This window comes from Vibrio algicola, from assembly GCF_009601765.2.
Lineage (GTDB): Bacteria > Pseudomonadota > Gammaproteobacteria > Enterobacterales > Vibrionaceae > Vibrio > Vibrio algicola.
The window spans coordinates 1,555,005-1,579,277 of the sequence record NZ_CP045699.1 but is presented as its reverse complement, the minus strand read 5'-3'; the positions used below and the strand labels follow the sequence as shown (position 1 = coordinate 1,579,277).

The window sequence follows — 24,273 nt, the reverse complement described above, 5'->3', positions numbered from 1 at the left end:
CGAGGGTATATTGTAAGTTTTGTGTCAGTTGTAAGTAGTGGTATGATGAGTCGCATCGATACACCTCATTTGGACTCAGTGAATACATGGTCATTAAGGCAAAAAGCCCAGCAGGGTTTGCAGAAAAATACATTATTGAAAGTATCTGGAATGGCAAGTTTCCACCAGGTTCTATTTTGCCCGCAGAAAGAGAGCTTTCTGAGTTGATTGGCGTTACTAGAACGACGCTACGAGAAGTTCTGCAACGTCTGGCACGCGACGGATGGCTAACTATTCAACATGGTAAACCAACCAAAGTAAATAATTTTATGGAGACATCAAGTCTACATATTTTAGATACTTTAATGACTTTAGATAGCGATAATGCCACCTCTATTGTTGAAGACCTTTTAGCCGCGCGCACCAGTATTAGTCCTATTTTTATGCGTTATGCGTTTAAATTAAACCCAGATGCTTGTATTAATACTTTAAATCGTGTGATCAGTTCATGTGAGTTAGCATTAAAGCATGATAATTGGGAAGCCTTTTTAGCCGAATCACCATACGCTGATAAAATTCGCTTAGCAGTGCGTGAAGAGAATGAAACCGATGACGCTAGACGTAATGCTATTTTGATGGCGAAAACCTTCAATTATTACGATTACATGTTATTTCAACGTTTAGCCTTTCATTCTGGTAATCAAATTTTTGGCTTTATCTTTAACGGTATCCGCAAGTTATACGATCGAGTGGGTGGGTTTTATTTTTCAAACTCAGAGGCTCGTCTATTAGCCTTGCAGTTCTACAAGCAACTGTTAGTGGTGTGTGAATCTGGTGATCGTGAGCAACTTCCCGCCCTTATCCGTGAATATGGTGTGGAAAGTGGTCAAATCTGGATGGTGATGAAAGAAAATCTACCGGTTAATTTCACCGAAGATGACAGTTAATCGATAGATTTTATGTTTAAACATTTAAGCCTGTTGAATATCAACAGGTTTTTTTTCGTCTGATGAACCCGCTATTGTCGGCAGAGGTAAGTACAATGATTCACATAGTGCAGAGATCACTTGATCATATAAAGTGAAGATCACGCTCGAGATCTCAGAAGACATTTGATATAAGTCTTCTTCGCATAATTTGGCAATATGAGAATTCTGCAATTGGGTCAGACGAGTCTCTTGCGCCATATCAACAAAGGTCAGTGGGCTTAATAAAGATAATTTATTTAAACGACGACTTAATGATTGTGCACTTCGTTCCAGTTTTATCTGACCTTGCTCTGAATTTTTATCAATAATCGCAATACGAAATTGCGTTAAGCTGTCTAAGCCATCAAAAACGTCGAGCCAATCACTGCTGTATTGTTCTATCAGATCCTCTTTACCCGATTCAGTTAGCCACATGATCATGGTTTCATCAATAAGATACAATGATTGCCTGATCAAACGTCCGTGCACGATTTGGTTGCGTGCTAAGTTAAATAACGCCCATTTTTGGTGCATAAGCTGAATTTGTTCTTGTAAAATTCGAAACTCAGAATGGGGATTAACACGATCTAGCTTTAGCTGTAGTTCACTAATGTTTGCTTCTGATATAGCGATGGTATCTGCCATATTGGCTGTGCCGTTAATATGCTGATGAGTCAGTTGGCGATGCTGACGTAGAAGCGAGACCAACTGGCGTAATAAGAAGATGGTTTGAAATCGAACTTGATGATTCTTTTCTCTTTTCTGTGCCAGTAAAAACAATAAGGCCATTATACCCAATGCGATTGCAATACATAGATAAGTAAACATAGCCGCTCCTACTTCATTTCGGCAAATACCCATTAAGTAGTAGCAATAATGATGCCAGATTGAACGTTATAATCTTGAAATAAAAAGCCCCTCAACTAATATCGATTTAGCTAGGGGCCTTTAGGCGTTGGTTTAGATGTTAAATCATGCTTTACAAGATTACATTACTCGCATGCCTGGTTGAGCGCCTTCATGCGGCTCTAAAATCCACAGATCTTTTCCACCAGGACCCGCGGCTAAGATCATGCCTTCCGACATGCCAAACTTCATTTTACGAGGTTTAAGGTTGGCCACCATTACGGTTAACTTACCTTCAAGCTCTTCAGGGGTGTAAGCTGATTTAATGCCCGAGAACACTTGACGAATTTCGCCGCCAATGTCGAGTTGAAATTTAAGCAGCTTGTTGGCTTTAGGTACTGCTTCACATGAAATGATTTTAGCGATACGCATATCGATTTTAGCAAAATCATCAAATTCGATTTCATCGGCAACCGGTTCTTTATCTAGTTCAGTTTGAGCGCTCTGCTCGGCTTGTTCTTTCGCCGCCATTTCAACCGCTGCATCTTCTTTTGATGCTTCAACCATGGCTTCAACATGCTTAGGATCGATACGGTTAAATAATGCTTTAAACTTAGTCACTTCATGGTTAGTCAACGGAGTGGCCATGCCTTCCCACGTTAATGTATCGTTTAAGAAGTGTTCAGTACGCGCCGCCAATTCTGGCATTACAGGTTTTAGGTAAGTCATCAATACGCGGAATAAGTTAATACCGACTGAGCAAATATCTTGCAGTTCTTGATCTTTACCTTCTTGTTTGGCGATAACCCAAGGGGCTTTTTCATCCACATACTGGTTGGCTTTATCGGCCAATGCGGTGATTTCGCGGATGGCGCGACTAAATTCACGCGTTTCAAACGATTGAGCAATGCTGTCAGCGGCATCAACAAATTCTTGATATAACTCAGGCTCTGCAAAATTGCTTGATAACTTGCCATCAAAACGCTTAGCAATGAAACCTGCATTACGTGAGGCTAAGTTTACAATTTTGTTGACTACATCGGAGTTAACGCGTTGGGTGAAGTCTTCAAGGTTTAAATCAAGATCATCAATGCGGCTGTTGAGTTTTGCGGTGTAGTAATAACGCAGACACTCAGGGTCTAAATGCTGTAAATAAGTGCTGGCTTTAACAAAGGTGCCTTTTGACTTAGACATTTTGGCGCCATTGACGGTGACATAACCATGAACAAATACATTGTTTGGTTTACGGAAACCGGCGCCATCTAGCATTGCTGGCCAAAATAGGCTGTGGAAGTAGACGATGTCTTTGCCAATGAAGTGGTAAAGCTCAGTGGTGCTGTCTTTTTTCCAGTATTCATCAAAGTTAAGCGTGGTGTCACCAGCGGCTGCGCGTTTATCACATAGGTTTTTAAATGAGCCCATGTAGCCGATCGGCGCATCAAGCCAGACGTAGAAGAATTTGTTCGCTTCACCTGGGATCTCAAAACCAAAGTAGGGCGCATCACGTGAGATATCCCATTGTTGCAAGCCGGATTCAAACCATTCTTGCATCTTGTTGGCGGTTTCAGTTTGCAGTGAGCCAGAACGAGTCCACTCTTTTAACATCGCTTGAAATTGCGGTAGGTCGAAGAAGAAATGCTCCGAATCTTTCATGACTGGAGTCGCGCCAGAAACCGCCGATTTTGGATTAATAAGATCGGTTGGGCTGTAAGTTTCGCCGCAGTTGTCACAGTTGTCGCCATATTGGTCTTCGGCTTTACATTTCGGGCAAGTGCCTTTAACGAAACGATCAGGTAGAAACATTTCTTTTTCAGGATCGAAAAGCTGAGAAATAGTACGGCTAGTGATAAATCCGTTTTCTTTCAAACGCAGATAAATCATCGAGGCTAATTCGCGGTTTTCATCGCTGTGGGTGCTGTGGTAGTTATCAAAACTAATATTAAAACCGGCAAAATCGGTTTGGTGTTCTTGTTGCACAGCGGCGATCATTTCTTCTGGTTTAATACCCAGTTGTTGAGATTTCAACATGATTGGTGTGCCGTGGGCATCATCGGCGCAAATAAAGTTAATGGTGTTACCACGTAGGCGCTGATAGCGAACCCAAACATCCGCTTGAATATGTTCTAACATGTGGCCAAGGTGAATTGAGCCATTAGCATAAGGAAGGGCACAGGTTACGAGAATTTTTCTTGGGTCAGTCGCCATTATTATTCACTTCTTAATTCTTTGATAGGAGGCTATAAATTCGTATTTTAGGGTTAACTAAGTCGAACTCGCCATAAACTTGTTAAGATTCTACCTTATGCAAGCCATGACTCCAAGAAACCCGTCCGGTAAACGATGATATTTTTCTATTTTGGTAACGAATTTTATTGCGACTCAAACTGCAACTGGCGGTAACTTGGGTATATACTGCTAGGATATTCAATTCATCAACTGAGTTCGAGGTCGCATGTCTTTATTTTCTTCAAAGTCTTCATCAAGTGAGCCGTTATTGCCATCCGTATTAAGCCAATGGTTAAATCAATTTGAACATCCTCAACTTATACCTCAATGGGCTGATACGGCAGGTTTAATTGCGTTAAAACCCGATGAAAGTGTTGTGGTCACGCTGCCTTTTTATGCTCAAGGGCTACAAAGCCAATTAAAAGCATGGATTGAAGAGCAAAAAGTACAATATGATGATTTGCCTGTGATCGAGGTGGTCACGAAAGTGAAAACCATGAAAGCCACCAATGCCACGCCAGTTAAAGGCGTTAAAAATATTATTGCGATCACATCGGGCAAAGGTGGGGTGGGTAAATCGACCACAGCGGTTAATTTTGCGCTGGCACTGCATAAATTGGGAGCAAAAGTTGGCTTGCTCGATGCTGATATTTACGGTCCATCGGTGCCATTAATGCTTGGCACGCAAGGCAAAAAACCGGCGGTTGTGGATAATAAATGGATGCAACCAGTAGAAGCGCATGGTTTATACACTAACTCGGTGGGGTATTTAGTGGCGCAAGATGATGCGGCAGTTTGGCGTGGCCCAATGGCGTCAAAAGCATTAGCCCAAATTTTAAATGAAACCCAATGGCCCGAGTTGGATTACTTAGTGATCGACATGCCACCAGGCACTGGTGATATCCAACTAACTCTCTCTCAACAGATACCTGTGACTTCTGCGTTAGTTGTTACCACTCCTCAAGATCTAGCATTAGCCGATGCCGTCAAAGGGGTCGCGATGTTTGATAAAGTCGGCGTTCCTGTGTTGGGCGTGATTGAGAATATGAGTTATCACATTTGCTCAAACTGTGGTCATCATGAAGCGTTATTTGGTCAAGATGGTGCCAAGAAAATGGCGCAAGATATGGATCTCGCGTTATTGGCACAAGTACCGCTGCATATTGATTTACGCAGTGATATCGATAATGGTTGCCCAACCGTTGCCGCCAAACCAAGCAGTGAACATGCGCAGATTTATATTGAATTGGCAGCGCAAGTGAGTTGTCGATTATTTTGGCAAGGCGATCCTGCGCCAGAAGCGATTTTATTCACCGAAGTAAAATAATAAACATAAAGAAATGAAAGCACCTAGATAGGTGCTTATTTTTTATTCTTTTTTCCCTCACTTAAACCATTTCGTCGTTAAAGAGGATATTTTGCGAGCATCGAGCTGGAGTTTTTTGCCAATACATGGCGAGCGACGCTGCCTTTTTAATGAAATCAGTATATAATCAAACGGTTTATTTGCCCTTAGGGGTTCCGTTATCATTGACCTTGGGTGCTTTACATGTCAGAACAACAAATACCTGAAACAAACAAATGTGTCATCGTCGGAATTGCCGGCGCGTCAGCTTCAGGGAAGAGCTTAATTGCTAGCACCATTTATAAAGAATTACGAGCCAAGGTTGGCGATCATCAAATTGGAGTGATCACAGAAGATTGCTACTACCGTGACCAAAGCCATTTGAGCATGGAAGAACGTGTTAAAACTAACTACGATCATCCCAGCGCGCTAGACCACGATTTGCTATGCGAACAATTACAACTATTGATGGCTGGTAGTGCAGTAGACATTCCAGAGTACAGCTATTCAGAGCATACTCGCACAAAAAACACCACTACCATGACACCTAAAAAAGTGATTATTTTAGAAGGAATTTTATTGCTGACTGAACCTCGTTTGCGTGACTTGATGCACGCGTCGGTATTTATGGATACGCCACTCGATATTTGTCTACTACGCCGCGTAAAACGTGATGTAGAAGAACGTGGCCGAACCATGGATTCAGTGTTAAAGCAATATCAAAAAACAGTCCGTCCGATGTTTATGCAATTTATCGAACCATCGAAACAACACGCGGATATCATCGTACCGCGCGGCGGAAAAAACCGTATCGCGATTGATGTTTTAAAAGCGCATATTGCCCGTTTATTAAAAGCTTAATTCATTATTTACGTCGTACCGATTGGCGTGAAACGAGGAGATAAAATCTGTGAGATTGTGTGATAGGGATATAAAGAAATACATGGCGGAAGGTAAAATCACCATGACGCCAGCCCCATCTGAAGATAGCATTAGTGGTTTAACAGTCGATGTTCGTTTAGGACATAAATTTAGAGTGTTTAATGACCATTGTGCGCCATACATTGATCTCTCAGGCAAGAAAGAACAAGTTACGGCTCAGCTTGAAAAAGTGATGAGTGATGAAATTGAAATCCCTGATGATGGTGAGTTCTTCTTGCACCCTGGCCAATTGGCACTTGCGGTGACTTATGAATCGGTCGATTTGCCGGCGAATATCGTGGGTTGGCTCGATGGTCGTTCTTCATTAGCTCGTTTAGGCTTAATGGTTCATGTGACGGCGCATCGGATTGATCCCGGTTGGTCTGGTCGTATTGTACTGGAATTTTACAACTCAGGCCGCTTGCCGTTAGCTTTAAAACCTATGATGCCAATCGGCGCGTTGAGCTTTGAAGTATTATCAGGTGAAGCAGAAAAACCTTATAACAAGCGTGAAAATGCCAAATACAAGAATCAACAAGGCGCTGATGCGAGCCGTATCAACCAAGATTGATCCGAGTCCATTTAGAGTCACTTTAATTGTTTAAAAATTAATTGTTTAAAAATGGACTGCGGGATATGCAGCCATTTTGCTTAGCATTCATTATCATGCTCTGGCTTTCATCATGATAATGGACTGTCTTTGTCAGTCTTTTCATTTGTACTGTGTGAGGGATCTCCATGAAAAAAGTACTCATTTTCTTATCTGTTCCTATTATCGCCATTGGTATTGCCGTTCTGGCATTAGTTGTGTTCGTTAATCCTAATCAATTCAAACCTCTCATTATTGAACAGACCAAAGCGCAAACTGGTTTTGATCTTGTTATCGATGGTGATATTGAGTGGTCTTTCTTTCCGCATTTGGGTTTTAATATTGGCAAAACAGAATTACTTAATCCAAATGGCTTTAAGCGCCCGCAAATTGTCAAAATTGATTCAGTCGGTTTAGATGTATCTGTTCTACCATTGCTTGAACGCCGCTTAGATATTGGTGATATTAATCTTACTGGCGCTGATATTTTTATTCAGACTAAAAAAGATGGCAGTTCAAATCTTGATATCGCCAAGCAGTCTCTTGAACATAATGCTCAAGAAGAAAGTGGGCAACAAAATGAAACGCAGCAAGATTCGGAAAGTGGGCCAACGCCAGACTCACCTGCCTCAGATCAAATAGGAAGTCAATGGACAGTAAGCCTCGCAGGTATTACGGTAAATAATGCAAAATTGGAAATGCTTGATCAACAAAAAGGCACCGAAATTGCGTTGTCTAATGTGAATTTTGCGTTATCGCAGTTTGCTTTTGATGAGTGGAGCCAAGCTGAATTTAGTTTGTCTGGCCGTAATAATAAGCAAACTTTTTCTGCGGCGGGCAAAACAGAATTCAAGCTTTCGCAAGACTTAAAAAATTATGAGCTACGCAATTTGGATACCCAGGCCTCGTTTAAAGACGGAGCGACCGATATCAAGAAGATTTCTTTACAACTGGCGACATTCAAATTTGATCAAGCCAATGAATTGAAGTTAGCGGTGCAAGGTAGCGCTTCTGGTATGAATATCGATATGACGCACAGTGCCAAATTGACGGTCAATAAAGCGATGTCGTTGGTTCGTTTAGATGATATGGATCTTAAAGCGAAGTTGGATGGAAAAACACTGCCACTAAGCCCGATGACGATTGCGATGAAATCATCACTCAGTTTTGATCTCAATAAGCAATATTTAGACTTGAAGTTAAATAAACTCACCGCCAATGATTTAGTCTTTGATGGTTCGACTCAAGTATCGTTAGCCGCCAGTATTCCTAAAATTGTGTTTGCTTTGCATAGCCCTGAGATTAATGTTGATGCGTTATTAAAGCAAATGGAAGCGCCGCAACCAGCGGCAACAAAAACCGCTTCGGTTGATAGTAAAGACAAGACGTCTAAACAATCGACCTCTAAACAACAAGCACCTAAGCAACAGACAGCGACAAAATCGACATCGGCCACCGAACCCGATTTGAGTGCCACGCGGACGTTAGATGTCACAGGTAAAGTCACGATTGATAAATTGGTGGCCAGTAATGCAAAAATGCAAAATGTTGCCACTCAATTTAAAGTTAACCGTGGCGTGATTGACCTGCAACGCTTTGCAGCCAATTTATACCAAGGTTCTGTCTTAGCGACTGCGCACATTGATGCTCGTAAGTCGGTTGCCAGTTATAAAGTGCATAAGGTTGTTAAAGGTGTGCAAGTTCAACCGTTACTTGCCGATGTGTCAGAGATGGATTTTGTGTCAGGTACCGGCAATATCAATGTCGATGTGAGTGGTAAAAGCTTGATCCCCGACACCTTGAAAAAGAACCTTGCTGGCACAGTTAAAATAAGCTTCCAAGATGGTTCTTTATATGGTGTTAACTTACCGTATGAGTTCCGCAATGCCAAAGCGAAGCTAAAAGGTGAAACTATCGCAGCGGATAAAGTTAAGAAAACGGACTTTAGTGCATTAACTGCAACAATGAAGTTGTCAAAAGGGGTGATGACCACCAATAACCTGACGATGCAATCACCACTCTTACGTATTTTAGGCAGTGGACATGCCAACTATGTGAATGAGACGCTCGACTTCTTAGTCAAAACCTCGGTGGTTGGCAGCATGAAAGGTCAAGGCGGTAAAGATCTGGATGATCTTAAAGATCTGACTATTCCGGTCACGTTAAAAGGGTCGTGGGCCGCGCCAAGTGTCGGGATTGATCTTAAGTCTATGTTCAGTTCAGAGAGCAAACAAAAAGCGCAAAAAGAAATCAATAAAGGCATTGATAAGCTTTTAGGCTCTGATAAAGACTCCGATAAAAATAAAGAACTAAAAGAAGCCGCTGGTGGCTTGCTGAATAGCTTATTTAAATAAGCGGTCGTTGCCTTAGTTTAAAAGATAAAGCCCAGTTTGATCTTAATGAGCAAACTGGGCTTTTTATTGTTTATTAGTCCAATTCCATAAATTTAATGAACGTTCAAATTGAGTACAGAGAAAAGTGTCAAAGGCCATGGATGGCCTTTTCTCAAGCGACCAAGGACGGATCTGCGTCTTTTCGGCGTATTCAAACTGATCAAATATTAAATAGCATTGGTATTAGTATGATTTTAAGATACTGAACGCCTACCAATCTATCCCTTTACGAGCTTTAATGCCAGATTCGAAAGCATGTTTGACATTGCGCACCTCTGAGACGGTATCGGCAATTTCAATTAAGCGGCGATGGGCGGCGCGACCTGTGATGATCACCGATTGCATGGCAGGGCGGCTCTCAATCGCTGCGACAATCTCTTCAAGTTCAATATAACCATAAGTGACCATGTAGGTTATCTCATCTAATAACACCACATCTAGGAGGCTATCTTGCAGCATGCGTTGGCATTGTTTCCATATTTCTTGGGCGGCAAGTGTATCGGCGTTTTTATCTTGTGTTTCCCAGGTAAAACCGGTCGCCATTACATGAAATTCTACCCCTAGTTGTTCAAGTAGATTTTTTTCACCGTTATCCCAAGTGCCTTTAATAAACTGGGCAACGCCGCATTGTTGTTGATGGCCGACCGCGCGAGCCACCATTCCAAATCCAGACGTCGTTTTGCCTTTGCCGTTTCCTGTGATGACTAACACTAAGCCTTTTTCTTGTTTCGCGGCATCGATACGTGCATCCACCGCTTGTTTAAGCTTTTGTTGGCGCAGCTTATGTTGTTGGGTATTTTGATTAGGCATAAAGTCGTCCGTGAATAAATGATTGGGCAATGATAAAGCAAATCATCGTTTATAAAAATGTTTCAGCGAAATAAAAATAAACCCAGCACAATGGCTGGGTTTGAATGAATTAGCAGAGATACCCGATATTAATCGGCGAGTAAATCAGTGATCACTTTATAAGTTGGATCTTCTTTTACGTTAATTTCCACTAAGCTGCCGGCTTTATGCAGCAAGGTGTGGCAATCTTGGCTTAGGTGACGTAAATGTAGAGTTTTACCTTGTTTAGAGTAACGCTCGGCAATGGTTTCAATCGCTTCAATTGCTGAATGATCCGCTACGCGTGACTGAGCAAAATCGACAATAACATCTTGTGGATCGTTTTGTGCGTCAAACAGATCGGTAAAATGTGAGGCAGAACCAAAGAAGATTGGACCGTTTATTTTATAAACTTTTGAGCCGTCTTTATCAATAGAAGAAACGGCATTGATGTGTTTCGCGTGTTGCCATGCAAACATTAATGCAGAAGCAACGACACCAACACCAACCGCAACCGCAAGGTCTGTCATCACGGTTACGATAGTCACTAAGATAATGATAAAGAAATCTTGTTTTGGTACGCGACGAGCCAGTTTAAAGGTTGCCCATTCAAATGTGCCAATGACCACCATAAACATGACGCCAACTAATGCTGCTAATGGGATCATTTCAATCCACTTAGCAGTAAATAAAATAAAGCACAGTAGAGCAACAGCGCCAACAAAACCAGATAAACGACCACGTCCACCTGAGTTAATGTTGATCATCGATTGACCAATCATAGCGCAACCACCCATAGCGCCAAACACTGAACAAGTTAAGTTACCAATACCTTGACCGATACACTCACGGTTACCTTTACCACGAGTATTGGTCATTTCATCAACCACAGTTAATGTCAGTAGTGATTCAATCAGACCAATTGAGGCGATAATTAAGGCATAAGGGAAAATAATTTTCAGTGTTTCAAAAGTAAATGGTACAGCCGGAATGGCAAATTTCGGTAAATCACCCGCAAGTGTCGAGCTTGGATCGCCAGACATGGTACGTAAGAAATCGACCACAGTACGAGTATCAAAGTTAAACACTTGGGTAATCGCAGTTACCACAACAATCGCCACTAGGGACGAAGGGATAGCTTTGGTTAATTTAGGTAAAAAATAAATAATTGCCATAGTTAATGCAACAAGGCCCAACATGATCATCATTTGACCTTGTGGTAACCAAGTCATGATGCCATTGATATCAGGTGCTTTGAATTGACCTAATTGAGCGGTAAAGATCACAATCGCTAAGCCGTTAACAAACCCGATCATAACTGGGTGCGGTACGATACGGATAAATTTGCCCAGTTTTAAAATGCCGGCAGCAATTTGCAGTATGCCGACTAATAACACTGCGGCAAATAAATATTGTACGCCATGAACAGCGACTAAGCTGACCATAACAACAGCGGTTGCACCGGTTGCGCCTGAGATCATTCCAGGACGACCACCGAAGATGGATGTCATTAAACCCATAATGAAGGCGGCGTATAAACCAACCATAGGGTCAACGCCAGCAACAAAGGCGAAAGCGACAGCTTCAGGGACCAATGCTAAGGCGACGGTTAAACCAGATAGAACATCATTTTTGATAGATTGAGTAGAAATTTGTGGAAATTCGAACATGTATTCTCAGTTTTAGGTAAGGGAATAGCCACGTCATTAAACTGCAGAAACTGAGTGTTAAAAGATTACAGTTAACTCGGTGGGTGATTATACCAATCGCAGTAACTATCTGGTCATCCTTGCTGGTTAAAAATCTCGATAACTACGTTGTAAATTTTGATTGTAGAATACTACTAATCGAAAATTTACGCTTTGTTCTCAAGCTTTTTTTCTACGCAATATCTGATCATCTAATTACTTTGATTGGTATTAATTGCATGCGAATGTTACAGAATGGTTGAAATAACTGCAACATCTTCTGTAAGTGTGATCCTTATTTCCCATTAATGAAACAGATTGAAGAGGCTAGGGGCTGTTGATCTTTCGTGGTTGTTTTTGCTGCGAATTGTTGGGTTTTTATATAAGGAAGAGGCTTTGTGGTGTAGCTGGCTACACGAAAAGCCGATGACGAAGTAGAAAAGACCAACAAACGCAGCCCGAAGGGTTCGGCTAAAAGCCTTTTACTCTTCGTTAAGTCTCATTTACTTAGAATAACTAGGCTTCAATCGACTTGCCTCGATTAAAAGGCTTTTATCTCGAACAAAATTTAATCACGAAAGATCAACAGCCCCTAATAATAGAGGTCAGTTTAAGTGTCAGTATCAATGATTGTGTTGTTTATATTCAATAATAAAAAAGACCACACGAGGTGGTCTTTATATTATTAATTTACCAAGTGGGTAATTAAGTATTACTCACTGAGTGTTTTCGACATTGCTGCTGATGCTTGTCCTGCCGCACTGTTACTACCGGCAACTTTGCCCGTGTAAGTTGAGGTGCGGAAAGGCGCTGCCACGACAGTGATGTCTTTTAGTTCACCAGAACCCGATGCTTTTGCCATTGGTGCGCTAATGTGAGTTTTCACTTTAACGTCGCTCGGCGCTGTCGCGGGTGCTTGAGCTGCTTTTGCAACTGGCTTGACTTCAGTTTCAACTTTAACCGCTGAAGTTTCGGCTGTAGCTTGTGCCATAACTTTATCTTCAACTGGCGTGGTAGCAACCGCAACAGGAGCTTCAACCACTGGTGTGACTTCTGGTGTGGTTACCACAGGCGCTGCTACTGGCTCGACTTTAGCCGTTGGTGCCGGCTTAGCTGTAGGCTCAATTGGCGCTTGAACTTGTTGCTCGATAGCTTTTGGACGGTAGATAACCACTTTGCCCATCGACATTTCAGGACAAGCAACGCCACCAAAGCTTACTTTAGCTTCAACGGTATTGGTTGTTTGAACGTCTGCTACTTGCTCTTGAGCTAGCGCGATATCTTGTACCACAGGTGTTTGTGCATGGTGTTGTGGTTTGTTTGGCGTATATTGCGGCCAAACTTTACCCATTGCCATCTCAGGAGAGGCAACACCACCAGAACGTAAGCGGTATGGATTAGGACGACGGTCACGAGTACGGCGACGACGTTGACCGCTAGCACGAAGGTGACGAGGTGAACGGCGATTACGACGTTGCTGACCGTCTTCTTTTTGCTCAACCTTCGCTTCGGTGTTGGTCGCAGTTGTTTCAGTCGAAACAGCTTCTGTCGATACGGTTTCAGTCGCTACAACAGCATTGGCATCAGAAGTTGCTACCGCAGTGACGGTTTCTTCTTCTTTGGCCGGTTGATTAACACGAACTTTTTTCTTCATCTGACGACGTTGACGACGCTGTTTCACTTGCGTGGTTTTTTCTTCGTGAGATGTGGTTACGTTCGCTTGAGCATCTGCCGCTATTTGCTGACCTTGTTCTGCCAGTTTACTGGTGTCTTTAGTCTGCGCTGCAGATTTTCTGTCTTGCTTAGGTTTGCGTTTTCTTTCTTGACGAACTTCTTGCTCAACTTTGGTATCAAGTGGTTGTACTTGTTCATCTTCACGAGGTTTACGACGCTTATTGCGCTGCTCGTTATTACGCGAATCATTATTGCGGTCGTTACGATTATTACGATCGTTACGGTCACGATAATTATTATTACGGTTACGGTTATTACCTTGCTCATTACGCTTGTTGCGTGGCTGAACTTTTGGTTTTTCCACTTCTTTCGGTGCTTCTTCTTTCGCGGGCTCACTTGAACCTAAGAAGAAGTTGGCAATGGCTTTAAAGAAACCGCCCGATTTTTCTGCTTTTGGCGCAGTGGTGGCAACGGGGGTTACTGGCGCAGCAGTTGGCGCTGGAGCCGGTTCCGATGCAGCAAAACCTTTTAGCACAGGTTCTTCAATACGACGAGGCTTAATGGTTGCCACAGGTTCACGGCTTTCTGCTTCTTTAATCGCTTCAACACGTTGAGGCAATAAGTAAGACAAAATCTTGTGTTCTTCGCCATCACGTAAACGAACGACATCAAAGTGTGGCGTTTCCATGTCTGCATTTGGCACAACAATAATGTTAACTTGCTGGTTTTTCTCGATATGTTGAATCGATTTGCGTTTTTCATTCAATAAGTAAGACGCAATAGGCACAGGGACAACCGCAAGCACTTGCGAACTGTTGTCTTTTAGCGATTCTTCTTCAATTAAACGTAATACCGATAATGCTAATGATTCATTGTCACGCACGACACCGGTACCGCTACAGCGAGGGCAAATATGATGGCTCGCTTCAGCAAGAGATGGACTCAAGCGTTGACGAGACATTTCAAGCAAACCGAAGCGAGAAATACGACCGATTTGAACACGAGCACGATCCATACGAACCGCGTCACGCATGCGAGTTTCTACTTCACGCTGATGACGAACTGGGGTCATATCGATAAAGTCGATCACCACTAAACCACCTAAGTCGCGTAGACGCAATTGACGAGCAATTTCATCTGCAGCTTCAAGGTTAGTATTTAATGCGGTTTCTTCGATGTCGCTGCCTTTGGTGGCGCGCGCTGAGTTGATATCAATCGAAGTCAATGCTTCAGTAGGATCAATAACGATTGAACCACCAGAAGGTAGACGAACTTCTCGTTGGAAAGCCGATTCGATTTGAGTTTCAATTTGGTAGTGAGTAAATAGAGGGATCTCACCATCGTACTTTTTGACACGAGAAACGAAATCTGGACGAACCACTTCGATATGTTCTTTAGCGCGTTCATAAATGGTGTTGCTATCGATAAGGATTTCACCGATATCACGACGTAGATAATCACGAATTGCGCGAACAATAACGTTACTTTCTTGGTGAATTAAGAACGGGGCAGGAGCGGTATCCGCTGCGCCTTTAACCGCAGTCCATTGCTTTAATAGGAATTTAAGATCCCATTCAAGCTCTTCTGCTGTTTTACCTACGCCAGCGGTACGAACAATCAGTCCCATGCCGTGTGGTAATTCTAAAGTGCTTAATGCGGCTTTTAATTGGGTGCGCTCATCACCTTCGATGCGACGAGAAATACCGCCGGCACGAGGGTTATTAGGCATAAGAACTAAATAGCTGCCTGCTAAAGAAATGAAGGTGGTTAAGGCTGCGCCTTTTTGACCGCGTTCTTCTTTCTCAACCTGTACAATTACTTCTTGACCTTCTTTTAGCACTTCTTTAATGCTAGGGCGGCCTTGGTAAGTGTAACCAGCAGGGAAATATTCTTTGGCAATTTCTTTAAGGGGAAGGAAACCGTGGCGATCTGCTCCGTAGTCTACAAATGCAGCCTCTAAGCTTGGTTCTACGCGTGTAATACGGCCTTTATAAATATTTGCTTTCTTAGATTCATGGCCTGGGCTTTCGATATCTAAATCAAATAGCTTTTGACCATCAACTAATGCGACGCGCAACTCTTCTTTTTGAGTCGCGTTGATCAACATTCTTTTCATTGTGTTTTTTCTCGTTGTTTTTCTTCGTGATAATTGCTTATCGCTTTAGTCGTCCAAAGGTGCCAGATCCCATGGCTTTGGCTTCAGCCTCACGGCTGTAAAGGGGATGCTCTGGGGCACAATAGTCACCAGACAATATAAGATTGCCTGGTCCGATTCGAGTCGGTATTACTTCTGCATTGGTTACGTGAGTAGGCGATAAGTTGATCTTCTTAGTGTTATGTCTTACGCCAAATGCAGCACGCACATAAGAAGCTTTCTACTCAAAATTGCAAATGAGTGGGATGAAATTGTATAGGAAATATTCAATCTACCATTTGCAGGTGTGAACTATAGCAGCGCCAAGAAATATCGGCAATCAGCTTTGTTGTAAAGTGAGTAAATAAATAGGAAAACCTGTGGTTAACTTTAAACAATGCACTTAGGATAGTGATTTGTATCATGGATAATAACGTTATAAATCAGTTTTTTAGCCTGTACATGTGTTATTTTTTGAACAATTACAGTGCAATGACTAGGCAACGGGATAAAATAGTAATAATGGTTTGGTTATTATTGTGACACATGTCGCCATTTGAGTGGTAGAATACGCGCTATGAACGAAATTAAAACTGAAATAAAATTTGTCGAGATTGATGCCGATATGGCAGGGCAAAGAATTGATAATTTTTTGCGCAATCAACTTAAACAAATCCCAAAAAGCATGATTTATCGAATTTTGCGTAAGGGAGAGGTCCGAGTAAATAAAAAACGGATTAAAGCCGAATATAAATTACAAGCGGGTGACTCGGTGCGTATTCCTCCGGTGAGGATCACGTTAGAAGAAGATGCTCCACAGTTGAGTACTAAGCTTGATAAAGTGTCGCAACTTGAAAACTGTATTATTTTTGAAGATGACAGCCTACTTATTCTAAATAAACCTTCTGGTACTGCGGTACATGGTGGGAGCGGTTTGAAATTTGGTGCAATTGAGGCATTACGTGCGTTGCGCCCCGATGCGCGCTTTTTAGAATTAGTCCACCGTATTGACCGTGATACGTCGGGCATATTGTTGGTGGCAAAAAAGCGTTCGGCGCTGCGTCATCTGCAAGCTCAGTTTCGCGAAAAGACGGTACAGAAATATTATTTCGCGTTGGTAATGGGGCAATGGAAGCCAAGCTGTAAATCAGTTAAAGCACCATTACTTAAAAACGAAGTCAATAGTATTGTACGTGTGAACCCAAATGGTAAGCCATCTGAAACTCGCTTTAAAGTATTAGAAAAATTTGAGCATGCGACCTTGGTTCAAGCGAGTCCTATTACTGGACGCACCCATCAGATCCGTGTGCATTGCCAATATGTTGGTCACCCGATTGCTTGGGATGATCGCTATGGTGATCGCCGTTTTGATGCTTACACCGCCAAAGTGGGCATGAAACGCTTATTTCTGCATGCGGCTAATATTAAATTTACGCATCCCGCGACGGAAGACAAATTTGAAATATCAGCGCCAATGGAAGCCAAGCTTGAAGCCGCGTTAACGAAATTACGCGGCCAATAAACAAGCTGGTTTAAAGTACGTCGAACCCTTGTCGCGCTAACATGTCGGTTAACGTGATAAGTGGCAGGCCGATTAAACTATTGGGATCGATGCCTTCTAAGCGTTGAAACAGGGCAATGCCTAAGCCTTCACTTTTAAAACTGCCGGCACAATAGAAAGGTTGTTCTTTATCGACATAGTTTTCGATTTGTTTGACGGTTAGTTGACGGAAATGAACGATAAAAGTATCTAGCTGTACCTCACATTCTGAGGTGGCAGAGTTATACAAAGCCACACCGGTATAAAAGGTAATAGCACGGCCATTGGCTTGGGATAATTGAGCAATAGCATTGTCACGATCAAGCGGTTTACCTATAATCTGGTCATCAATCACGCAAACTTGATCAGAACCAATCACTAAATGATGTTGGTTGGGGTTTAAATGGCAAGATTGCGCTTTTGCTTGTGCCAGTCGCCTCACCAATTGTTGCGCGCTTTCACCAGCCAGTGGGGTTTCATCACACTGAGGTTCGAGTGTGCTAAAGGGTATCGATAATTTTTCTAGCAAGGCTTTTCGGTAAACGGAAGTAGAGGCTAGAATTAAGTTGGTATGCTGCATTATGGTTGTACCTAAAGTCAGTAACGCTAATAAAGGTTATAGCACTAAAGTGGTGACTAATGTTACGCGCTACGATAAAGCAATTAGCGGTTCGCGTCATATAGATTTGATTCGAGCTAAGATTTAAATAAAAAATTGGCAAGAATAAGTGTAAGTTTTTTACCTTTTTCTTTGACTAAATTTGTTTTGAAGGATAAGATTCGCGCCCTATGCAAAAGGTAAAAATACCGCGTACAGTAGACCCAGCAAAATCTGCTCAAAAACGCTTAGATTATCAAGGTATAATCCAAGTCAGTTTATTAAAGCAAATTGCCGAGTTAACTGAAGGCGTTAAACGTGACGCAGAAGTCACATTGAGTTTTGAGTTAGATGAACAGCGACTCACCGTTATCTCTGGTAAAGCTAACGTTGAAGTTGATTTAGAGTGTCAACGCTGTAATCAAAACTTCACCCATTTGTGTGAAGTAGAGTTCACTTGTACTCCTTATTATAATGAGAAAAGTGAACAAGACGCACCGGAAGAGTACGATTTGGTAGATCTAAACGAGTACGGTGAGTTGGATTTGATTAAATTAGTGGAAGACGAGTTCATTCTAGAATTACCTCAAATTGCAATGCATGACGAATCTGTTTGTAGCGTTAAATCAAACAATTTGGTATTTGGTCAACTTCCAGATGAACTTCTAGAAGACAAACCGAATCCATTCGATGTTTTAAAAAATTTGAAGCGTTAGTCCTTGATAAAAGCACCAACGTCTAAAAACAAAGGAGTAGGGTCATGGCCGTACAAAAAAGTAAAAAATCACGTTCAATGCGTGGCATGCGTCGTTCACACGATGCGCTAACTACAGCTTCATTATCTGTAGACGCAACTTCAGGTGAAACTCACCTACGTCACAACGTGACTGCTGACGGTTTTTACCGTGGCAAAAAGGTTATCAATAAGTAAGGTTAACCTTTGCAAACTATAACCGTTGCACTTGATGCAATGGGCGGGGATTTCGGTCCTCGCGTAACAGTGCCTGCCGCCGTGCAGGCATTGTCACATTTCCCAGAGCTGAAAGTTATTCTTGTCGGTGATCGTGAGCTTATCACGCAACAACTGACCACTATCGGATTTAGTCCGACCCATCGTCTCGTCATTAAACATAGTGACAGATGCATTTCTAATTGTGACAAACCTTCTCTTGCACTGCGAAATAGTGTAGGCAGCTCGATGCGTATTGCTTTGGATCTGGTTGCAGATGATGAAGCCAATGCTTGCGTGAGTTGCGGTAACACTGGTGCACTAATGGCGTTATCAAAATTTCGTCTAAAATTATTACCCGGTATCGATCGCCCTGCATTGGTCAGTGTTTTGCCGACCACCACTGGTAACAAAACCTGGATGCTCGATCTCGGTGCCAACGTATCGGTTGATGCCGACACCTTATTTCAATTTGCTGTTATGGGTAGCGCTTTAGCCGAAATTCATATTAATGAACGACCTAAAGTGGCGATCTTAAATATTGGTGAAGAAGAAATTAAAGGCAATGATTTGGTTAAACGCTGTTCAGAGCTTCTGACCCAAACCAAAGAAGTCAATTATTGTGGTTATATTGAAGGCAATCAACTGTTTCATAATGTAGCGGATGTGGTTGTTTGTGATGGATTTGTCGGCAATGTATGCTTAAAATCTTGTGAAGGTGTTGCGCATTTATTTCTTGATAAAGTCAAAAACCACTTTAGTTCGTCGAAGTTAAAGGGCTGGATTGCAAAAAAATTATTTTCTAGCTTATTTAATGAGCTAAAAGTACTGAACCCCGACCAGTATAATGGTGCAAGTTTGCTAGGATTGCGGGGCACTGTTATTAAGAGTCATGGTCAAGCAGATACATCTGCTATTATCAATGCAATTGGTGAAGCGGTACATGAAGTCAAACAGCAAGTCCCAAGCCGTATCAGCGATCGTCTAGAAGCAGTATTACTCGAGAGGCATTATTAGTCTGCATGAATAGTAAAATTTTAGGAACGGGCAGCTACCTGCCACAACAGGTGCGTACTAACGCCGATTTAGAAAAAATGGTCGATACCAGTGATGAGTGGATTGTCACTCGCACCGGCATTCGTGAACGCCGTATCTCGGCGGTAGATGAATCGGTTGCAGATATGGCTTTTCAAGCATCATTAAATGCGATTGAAATGTCAGGTGTCGATAAAAATGATATCGACTTGATTATTTTAGCAACCAGTACCGCCAGTCATAAATTCCCATCTTCAGCCTGCCAAGTGCAAGCAATGCTAGGTATTACCGGTTGTCCAGCCTTCGATTTATCGGCCGCTTGCACTGGTTTTGTGTACGCATTATCGGTTGCCGACCAACATATTAAATCGGGTATGGCGAAAAATGTGTTAGTGATCGGCGCAGATGCGTTATCAAAAACCTGTGATCCAACCGATCGTGGCACCATTATTTTATTTGGTGATGCAGCGGGTGCTGTGGTACTGGGTGCTTCTGAAGAGCAAGGCATTATCTCAACGCATTTACACGCCGATGGCCGTTTTGGTGAGTTATTGAGCTTAGAAGAAGCAAAACGTGGTGAGCCTATCGATGCTTGGCTACACATGGCCGGTAATGAAGTGTTTAAAGTCGCCGTGACTCAATTATCAAGATTGGTAAAAGATACCTTAGAAGCGAATGGCATGGCCAAAACCGAACTCGATTGGTTAGTGCCGCATCAAGCGAACTTGCGTATTATTTCAGCCACAGCGAAAAAACTGGCAATGTCATTAGACCAAGTGGTGGTTACTCTTGATCGTCATGGCAATACTTCTGCTGCCACGGTCCCAACAGCGCTGGATGAAGCGGTGCGTGATGGTCGTATTCAACGTGGTCATATGCTATTGCTTGAAGCCTTTGGTGGTGGATTTACTTGGGGCTCAGCTCTGGTTAAGTTCTAGGGTTAAATTTTAATTTCTATTGGCAGATCATCTAAAGTGGTCTGCTCGTTTCATTTAAGTAAAAGGAAATTTGCAATGAGTAAGTTTGCTGTAGTATTCCCTGGACAAGGCTCACAAAGTGTCGCAATGTTGGCCGAACTTGGTGAGCAATACGATGTAGTCCAAAAAACATTTGCCCAAGCATCTGAAGCACTAGGTTACGATCTTTGGGCTTTGGTTCAAAATGGCCCGGTGGAAGATTTAAACGAAACTTTCCGTACTCAACCGGCATTACTTGCCGCTTCAGTAGCGATTTGGCGTGTTTGGCAGGAAGTGGGAGGGGAACAACCTCAACTGATCGCAGGACATAGCTTAGGAGAGTATTCTGCTTTGGTATGCGCGGGCGTGATTGATTTTCAACAAGCGATCAAGCTGGTGGCACTGCGCGGCGAACTGATGCAACAAGCGGTTCCTGCGGGTATTGGCGCAATGTATGCCATCATTGGTTTAGATGATGCAGCGATTGCCAAAGCCTGTGAAGAGGCTGCGCAAGGTGAAGTAGTTTCTCCGGTAAACTTTAATTCACCAGGTCAAGTGGTGATTGCGGGCAATAAAGCAGCGGTCGATCGTGCTGGGGTATTATGTAAAGAAGCGGGCGCGAAACGTGCCTTGTCACTACCAGTTTCAGTGCCTTCACATTGTGCATTGATGCAACCGGCGGCAGAGAAGCTTGCATTGGCATTAGCGGACATTGAATTTAGTGCGCCAATGATCCCGGTGATCAACAATGTTGATGTGATTGCACAAACCGATCCGGCTAAAATCAAAGATGCGCTTGTTCGTCAATTACATAGCCCGGTTCGTTGGACGGAAGGCGTGGTTAGCATGCATGAGCAAGGTATTGAAAACTTATTAGAGTTCGGCCCAGGCAAGGTTCTGACCGGCTTAACAAAACGCATTGTGAAGACGTTAACGGCACAAGCGGTAAATGATGTCGCATCACTGGATGCCGCGCGCGGATAATATTGAGTCTCAACCAGAGCAATTATCGGTACCGTTCATTCCTTTGGTTGGGATAATACAATTATTTAATGATGATTATTGTCGTGATAATAAGGACATAAAATGAAGCTTGAAGGTAAAATTGCACTGGTCACCGGTGCGAGTCGTGGTATTGGCCGAGCCATTGCTGAGTTATTAGTGGAGCGTGGCGCAACTGTAATTGGAACCGCGACCAGTGAATCTGGCGCACAAGCTATTAGTGATTATCTTGGTGATAAAGGTAAAGGCTTAGCGCTTAATGTGACTGATTCTGATTCTGTTGCTATCACTATCAAAACGATCAATGATGAATTTGGCGCTATTGATATTCTAGTTAACAATGCTGGTATTACTCGTGATAACTTGCTGATGCGTATGAAAGACGACGAATGGCAAGATATTATGGATACCAACCTAACTTCGATTTTCCGTTTATCAAAAGCGGTCCTTCGTGGCATGATGAAAAAACGTCACGGTCGTGTTATAAATGTAGGTTCTGTGGTCGGTACCATGGGTAATGCAGGTCAAGCAAACTATGCTGCGGCTAAAGCTGGTGTGATTGGTTTTACTAAATCAATGGCTCGTGAAGTGGCTTCTCGTGGTATAACTGTTAATACAGTTGCACCTGGTTTTATCGAAACCGATATGACAAAAGCACTGAATGATGACCAACGTGCTGCTACACTTGCACAAGTGCCAGCAGGTCGTTTAGGTGATCCGCGTGAAATTGCATCAGTTGTTGCCTTTTTAGCTTCAGATGATGCGGCTTACATGACTGGCGAAACGCTACATGTAAATGGTGGTATGTATATGGTTTAAGTCTATATGTTGGTTTTTTAATCGCCACATGTATGATTTAAGTCAAAAATATATTAATTTTCAGTAAAAAAGTGGAAAATTGTGGTTCGACCAGTAAGGTCAGGCTTGCAACTTTTCTAACTTTGCATAAACTACTGTCAACATCGCATTTAAGCGAACTCTCTGTAATAGGAAAAGAAAAATGAGCAACATCGAAGAACGCGTAAGAAAAATCATTATTGAACAACTAGGTGTAGATGAAGCAGAAGTGAAAAATGAAGCTTCTTTCGTTGATGATCTAGGTGCTGATTCATTAGATACAGTAGAGCTAGTAATGGCTTTAGAAGAGGAATTCGATACTGAAATCCCTGATGAAGAAGCAGAAAAAATTACTACTGTTCAAGCTGCGATCGACTACGTAAACAGCGCACAGTAATAATAACATCCCCAGGCGGTCTCCTAGACCGCCTGAGTTTTATCTATTGAACACCTCTCTTTTTATATCTCTCACATTCTCTCAATAATTCTCCGGAGAAAAAATCGTGTCCAAACGTCGTGTAGTAGTTACAGGCATGGGGATGTTATCACCGGTTGGTAATACCGTTGATTCTTCTTGGAAAGCCTTATTAGCCGGTCAAAGTGGTATTGTAAATATCGAACACTTTGATGCCACCAATTTCAGTACTCGTTTCGCAGGTCTAGTTAAAGATTTTAACTGTGAAGAGTACATGTCGAAAAAAGATGCGCGTAAAATGGATTTATTTATCCAATACGGTATCGCTGCGGGTATTCAAGCCTTTAAAGATTCAGGTCTAGTGGTAACAGAAGATAATAACGCCCGTGTTGGGGTGGCGATTGGTTCTGGTATTGGCGGCATTGGTATCATTGAACAAGCCGCCGTTGCTCTAGAGACTAAAGGTCCGCGTAAAATCAGTCCATTCTTTGTACCATCAACCATCGTCAATATGATTGCAGGGCACCTGTCTATCATTAACGGTCTACGAGGTCCAAATATTGCGATTTCAACCGCTTGTACCACAGGTTTACATAATATTGGTCACGCGGCACGTATGATCGCTTATGGCGACGCTGACGCAATGCTTGCTGGTGGCGCTGAAAAAGCTTCAACCCCACTTGCAATGGGTGGTTTTGCCGCGGCTAAAGCATTATCAAGTCGTAATGATGAACCACAACAAGCTTCTCGTCCTTGGGATAAAGACCGTGATGGTTTTGTGCTGGGTGATGGTGCTGGAATGATGATGGTTGAAGAATACGAACACGCGAAAGCTCGTGGCGCAAAAATTTACTGCGAAATTGTCGGTTTTGGTATGAGTGGCGATGCTTATCACATGACGTCACCAAGTGCTGATGGCTCGGGTGGCGCGCTGGCAATGGAAGCGGCGCTGCGCGATGCTGGCATTACCGGCGATAAAATCGGTTATGTCAATGCTCATGGTACTTCGACTCCTGCGGGCGATGTGGCCGAAACCCTTGGGATTAAACGTGCTCTTGGTGAAGAAGCGTGTAAAACTGTCTTGGTATCATCAACCAAATCTATGACGGGTCATTTACTTGGCGCGGCCGGTTCGGTTGAGTCGATCATTACTGCGATGAGTTTGGTCGATCAAATTGTACCGCCAACCATTAATCTCGATAACCCTGATGAAGGTTGTGATCTAGATTATGTTGCTCATACCGCGCGTAAAGTCGAAAATATGGAGTACGCTCTATGTAACTCATTTGGCTTTGGCGGTACTAACGGTTCATTGATCTTTAAACGACTGTAATATCTGTCGGGTATTTA

The 24,273-nt window shown here is 42.7% G+C and carries 20 protein-coding genes; 14 read left to right on the top strand and 6 right to left on the bottom strand.

Going from position 1 to position 24,273, the window contains the following annotated elements; translation table 11 throughout:
• Positions 1-86: 86 nt before the first annotated feature.
• Positions 87-926, top strand: a complete 840-nt coding sequence (gene fadR, locus GFB47_RS07270; RefSeq protein WP_153447377.1) for a fatty acid metabolism transcriptional regulator FadR — start codon at positions 87-89, stop codon at positions 924-926.
• A 24-nt stretch (positions 927-950) separates the two neighbouring features.
• On the opposite strand, the gene GFB47_RS07265 is transcribed toward fadR, so the two are convergent.
• Positions 951-1,775, bottom strand: coding sequence for a hypothetical protein (locus tag GFB47_RS07265; RefSeq protein ID WP_153447376.1), 825 nt, complete (start codon positions 1,773-1,775; stop codon positions 951-953).
• A 159-nt stretch (positions 1,776-1,934) separates the two neighbouring features.
• Positions 1,935-3,998, bottom strand: a complete 2,064-nt coding sequence (gene metG, locus GFB47_RS07260; protein WP_153447375.1) for a methionine--tRNA ligase — start codon at positions 3,996-3,998, stop codon at positions 1,935-1,937.
• Between the two features lie 247 nt (positions 3,999-4,245).
• Between metG and apbC the strand changes: the two genes are divergently transcribed.
• From apbC to GFB47_RS07240, 4 genes are all read left to right on the top strand, one after another.
• The gene (apbC, locus tag GFB47_RS07255; RefSeq protein WP_153447374.1) at positions 4,246-5,346 is read left to right on the top strand and encodes an iron-sulfur cluster carrier protein ApbC; all 1,101 of its coding nucleotides are present in this window, start codon (positions 4,246-4,248) and stop codon (positions 5,344-5,346) included.
• Between the two features lie 237 nt (positions 5,347-5,583).
• Positions 5,584-6,225 (top strand): uridine kinase, encoded by a 642-nt coding sequence (udk, locus tag GFB47_RS07250; RefSeq protein ID WP_153448181.1) that lies wholly within the window; start codon positions 5,584-5,586, stop codon positions 6,223-6,225.
• Positions 6,226-6,274: 49 nt separating this feature from the next.
• On the top strand, positions 6,275-6,856 hold the full coding sequence (dcd, locus tag GFB47_RS07245; RefSeq protein WP_153447373.1) for a dCTP deaminase: 582 nt from the start codon (positions 6,275-6,277) through the stop codon (positions 6,854-6,856).
• A gap of 167 nt (positions 6,857-7,023) precedes the next feature.
• Positions 7,024-9,228, top strand: coding sequence for an AsmA family protein (locus tag GFB47_RS07240; protein WP_153447372.1), 2,205 nt, complete (start codon positions 7,024-7,026; stop codon positions 9,226-9,228).
• 249 nt (positions 9,229-9,477) lie between these two features.
• Here GFB47_RS07240 and cobO read toward each other — a convergent pair whose 3' ends face one another.
• The 3 genes from cobO to rne all read right to left on the bottom strand — a co-directional run bounded on the left by cobO (position 9,478) and on the right by rne (position 15,573).
• Complete coding sequence (cobO, locus tag GFB47_RS07235; RefSeq protein ID WP_153447371.1) at positions 9,478-10,077, bottom strand: cob(I)yrinic acid a,c-diamide adenosyltransferase; 600 nt, start codon at positions 10,075-10,077, stop codon at positions 9,478-9,480.
• Between the two features lie 128 nt (positions 10,078-10,205).
• Entirely contained in the window at positions 10,206-11,765 is a 1,560-nt protein-coding gene (locus tag GFB47_RS07230; RefSeq protein WP_153447370.1) for a SulP family inorganic anion transporter, read from the bottom strand.
• Between the two features lie 730 nt (positions 11,766-12,495).
• The gene (rne, locus tag GFB47_RS07225; RefSeq protein WP_153447369.1) at positions 12,496-15,573 is read right to left on the bottom strand and encodes a ribonuclease E; all 3,078 of its coding nucleotides are present in this window, start codon (positions 15,571-15,573) and stop codon (positions 12,496-12,498) included.
• 595 nt (positions 15,574-16,168) lie between these two features.
• On the opposite strand from rne, the gene rluC reads away from it, so the two are divergent.
• Positions 16,169-17,113, top strand: coding sequence for a 23S rRNA pseudouridine(955/2504/2580) synthase RluC (rluC, locus tag GFB47_RS07220; protein ID WP_153447368.1), 945 nt, complete (start codon positions 16,169-16,171; stop codon positions 17,111-17,113).
• Between the two features lie 10 nt (positions 17,114-17,123).
• Here rluC and GFB47_RS07215 read toward each other — a convergent pair whose 3' ends face one another.
• A complete protein-coding gene (locus tag GFB47_RS07215) occupies positions 17,124-17,711 on the bottom strand; it encodes a Maf family protein (protein WP_153447367.1) in 588 nt (195 codons plus the stop codon).
• 209 nt (positions 17,712-17,920) lie between these two features.
• On the opposite strand from GFB47_RS07215, the gene yceD reads away from it, so the two are divergent.
• The 8 genes from yceD to fabF all read left to right on the top strand — a co-directional run bounded on the left by yceD (position 17,921) and on the right by fabF (position 24,256).
• Positions 17,921-18,445: a 23S rRNA accumulation protein YceD gene (gene yceD / locus GFB47_RS07210; protein ID WP_153447366.1), complete on the top strand. Its 525-nt coding sequence runs from the start codon at positions 17,921-17,923 to the stop codon at positions 18,443-18,445.
• 44 nt (positions 18,446-18,489) lie between these two features.
• The gene (gene rpmF / locus GFB47_RS07205) at positions 18,490-18,660 is read left to right on the top strand and encodes a 50S ribosomal protein L32 (protein WP_153447365.1); all 171 of its coding nucleotides are present in this window, start codon (positions 18,490-18,492) and stop codon (positions 18,658-18,660) included.
• A gap of 9 nt (positions 18,661-18,669) precedes the next feature.
• Positions 18,670-19,695, top strand: a complete 1,026-nt coding sequence (plsX, locus tag GFB47_RS07200; protein ID WP_153447364.1) for a phosphate acyltransferase PlsX — start codon at positions 18,670-18,672, stop codon at positions 19,693-19,695.
• Positions 19,696-19,700: 5 nt separating this feature from the next.
• Positions 19,701-20,651 (top strand): beta-ketoacyl-ACP synthase III, encoded by a 951-nt coding sequence (locus GFB47_RS07195; protein ID WP_153447363.1) that lies wholly within the window; start codon positions 19,701-19,703, stop codon positions 20,649-20,651.
• Between the two features lie 75 nt (positions 20,652-20,726).
• Positions 20,727-21,653: an ACP S-malonyltransferase gene (gene fabD / locus GFB47_RS07190; RefSeq protein WP_153447362.1), complete on the top strand. Its 927-nt coding sequence runs from the start codon at positions 20,727-20,729 to the stop codon at positions 21,651-21,653.
• A 102-nt stretch (positions 21,654-21,755) separates the two neighbouring features.
• Entirely contained in the window at positions 21,756-22,490 is a 735-nt protein-coding gene (fabG, locus tag GFB47_RS07185) for a 3-oxoacyl-ACP reductase FabG (protein WP_153447361.1), read from the top strand.
• Between the two features lie 181 nt (positions 22,491-22,671).
• Positions 22,672-22,905, top strand: coding sequence for an acyl carrier protein (acpP, locus tag GFB47_RS07180; protein WP_153447360.1), 234 nt, complete (start codon positions 22,672-22,674; stop codon positions 22,903-22,905).
• A gap of 106 nt (positions 22,906-23,011) precedes the next feature.
• On the top strand, positions 23,012-24,256 hold the full coding sequence (gene fabF, locus GFB47_RS07175; RefSeq protein WP_153447359.1) for a beta-ketoacyl-ACP synthase II: 1,245 nt from the start codon (positions 23,012-23,014) through the stop codon (positions 24,254-24,256).
• Positions 24,257-24,273 lie beyond the last annotated feature (17 nt).

Excerpts from the sequence above, each read along its gene's own strand:
- fadR (WP_153447377.1), top strand. The coding sequence starts at position 87 with ATGGTCATTAAGGCAAAAAGCCCAGCAGGGTTTGCAGAAAAATACATT.
- GFB47_RS07265 (WP_153447376.1), bottom strand. The coding sequence starts at position 1,775 with ATGTTTACTTATCTATGTATTGCAATCGCATTGGGTATAATGGCCTTA.
- metG (WP_153447375.1), bottom strand. The coding sequence starts at position 3,998 with ATGGCGACTGACCCAAGAAAAATTCTCGTAACCTGTGCCCTTCCTTAT.
- apbC (WP_153447374.1), top strand. The coding sequence starts at position 4,246 with ATGTCTTTATTTTCTTCAAAGTCTTCATCAAGTGAGCCGTTATTGCCA.
- GFB47_RS07240 (WP_153447372.1), top strand. The coding sequence starts at position 7,024 with ATGAAAAAAGTACTCATTTTCTTATCTGTTCCTATTATCGCCATTGGT.
- cobO (WP_153447371.1), bottom strand. The coding sequence starts at position 10,077 with ATGCCTAATCAAAATACCCAACAACATAAGCTGCGCCAACAAAAGCTT.
- GFB47_RS07230 (WP_153447370.1), bottom strand. The coding sequence starts at position 11,765 with ATGTTCGAATTTCCACAAATTTCTACTCAATCTATCAAAAATGATGTT.
- rne (WP_153447369.1), bottom strand. The coding sequence starts at position 15,573 with ATGAAAAGAATGTTGATCAACGCGACTCAAAAAGAAGAGTTGCGCGTC.
- rluC (WP_153447368.1), top strand. The coding sequence starts at position 16,169 with ATGAACGAAATTAAAACTGAAATAAAATTTGTCGAGATTGATGCCGAT.
- GFB47_RS07215 (WP_153447367.1), bottom strand. The coding sequence starts at position 17,711 with ATGCAGCATACCAACTTAATTCTAGCCTCTACTTCCGTTTACCGAAAA.
- yceD (WP_153447366.1), top strand. The coding sequence starts at position 17,921 with ATGCAAAAGGTAAAAATACCGCGTACAGTAGACCCAGCAAAATCTGCT.
- rpmF (WP_153447365.1), top strand. The coding sequence starts at position 18,490 with ATGGCCGTACAAAAAAGTAAAAAATCACGTTCAATGCGTGGCATGCGT.
- GFB47_RS07195 (WP_153447363.1), top strand. The coding sequence starts at position 19,701 with ATGAATAGTAAAATTTTAGGAACGGGCAGCTACCTGCCACAACAGGTG.
- fabD (WP_153447362.1), top strand. The coding sequence starts at position 20,727 with ATGAGTAAGTTTGCTGTAGTATTCCCTGGACAAGGCTCACAAAGTGTC.
- fabG (WP_153447361.1), top strand. The coding sequence starts at position 21,756 with ATGAAGCTTGAAGGTAAAATTGCACTGGTCACCGGTGCGAGTCGTGGT.
- acpP (WP_153447360.1), top strand. The coding sequence starts at position 22,672 with ATGAGCAACATCGAAGAACGCGTAAGAAAAATCATTATTGAACAACTA.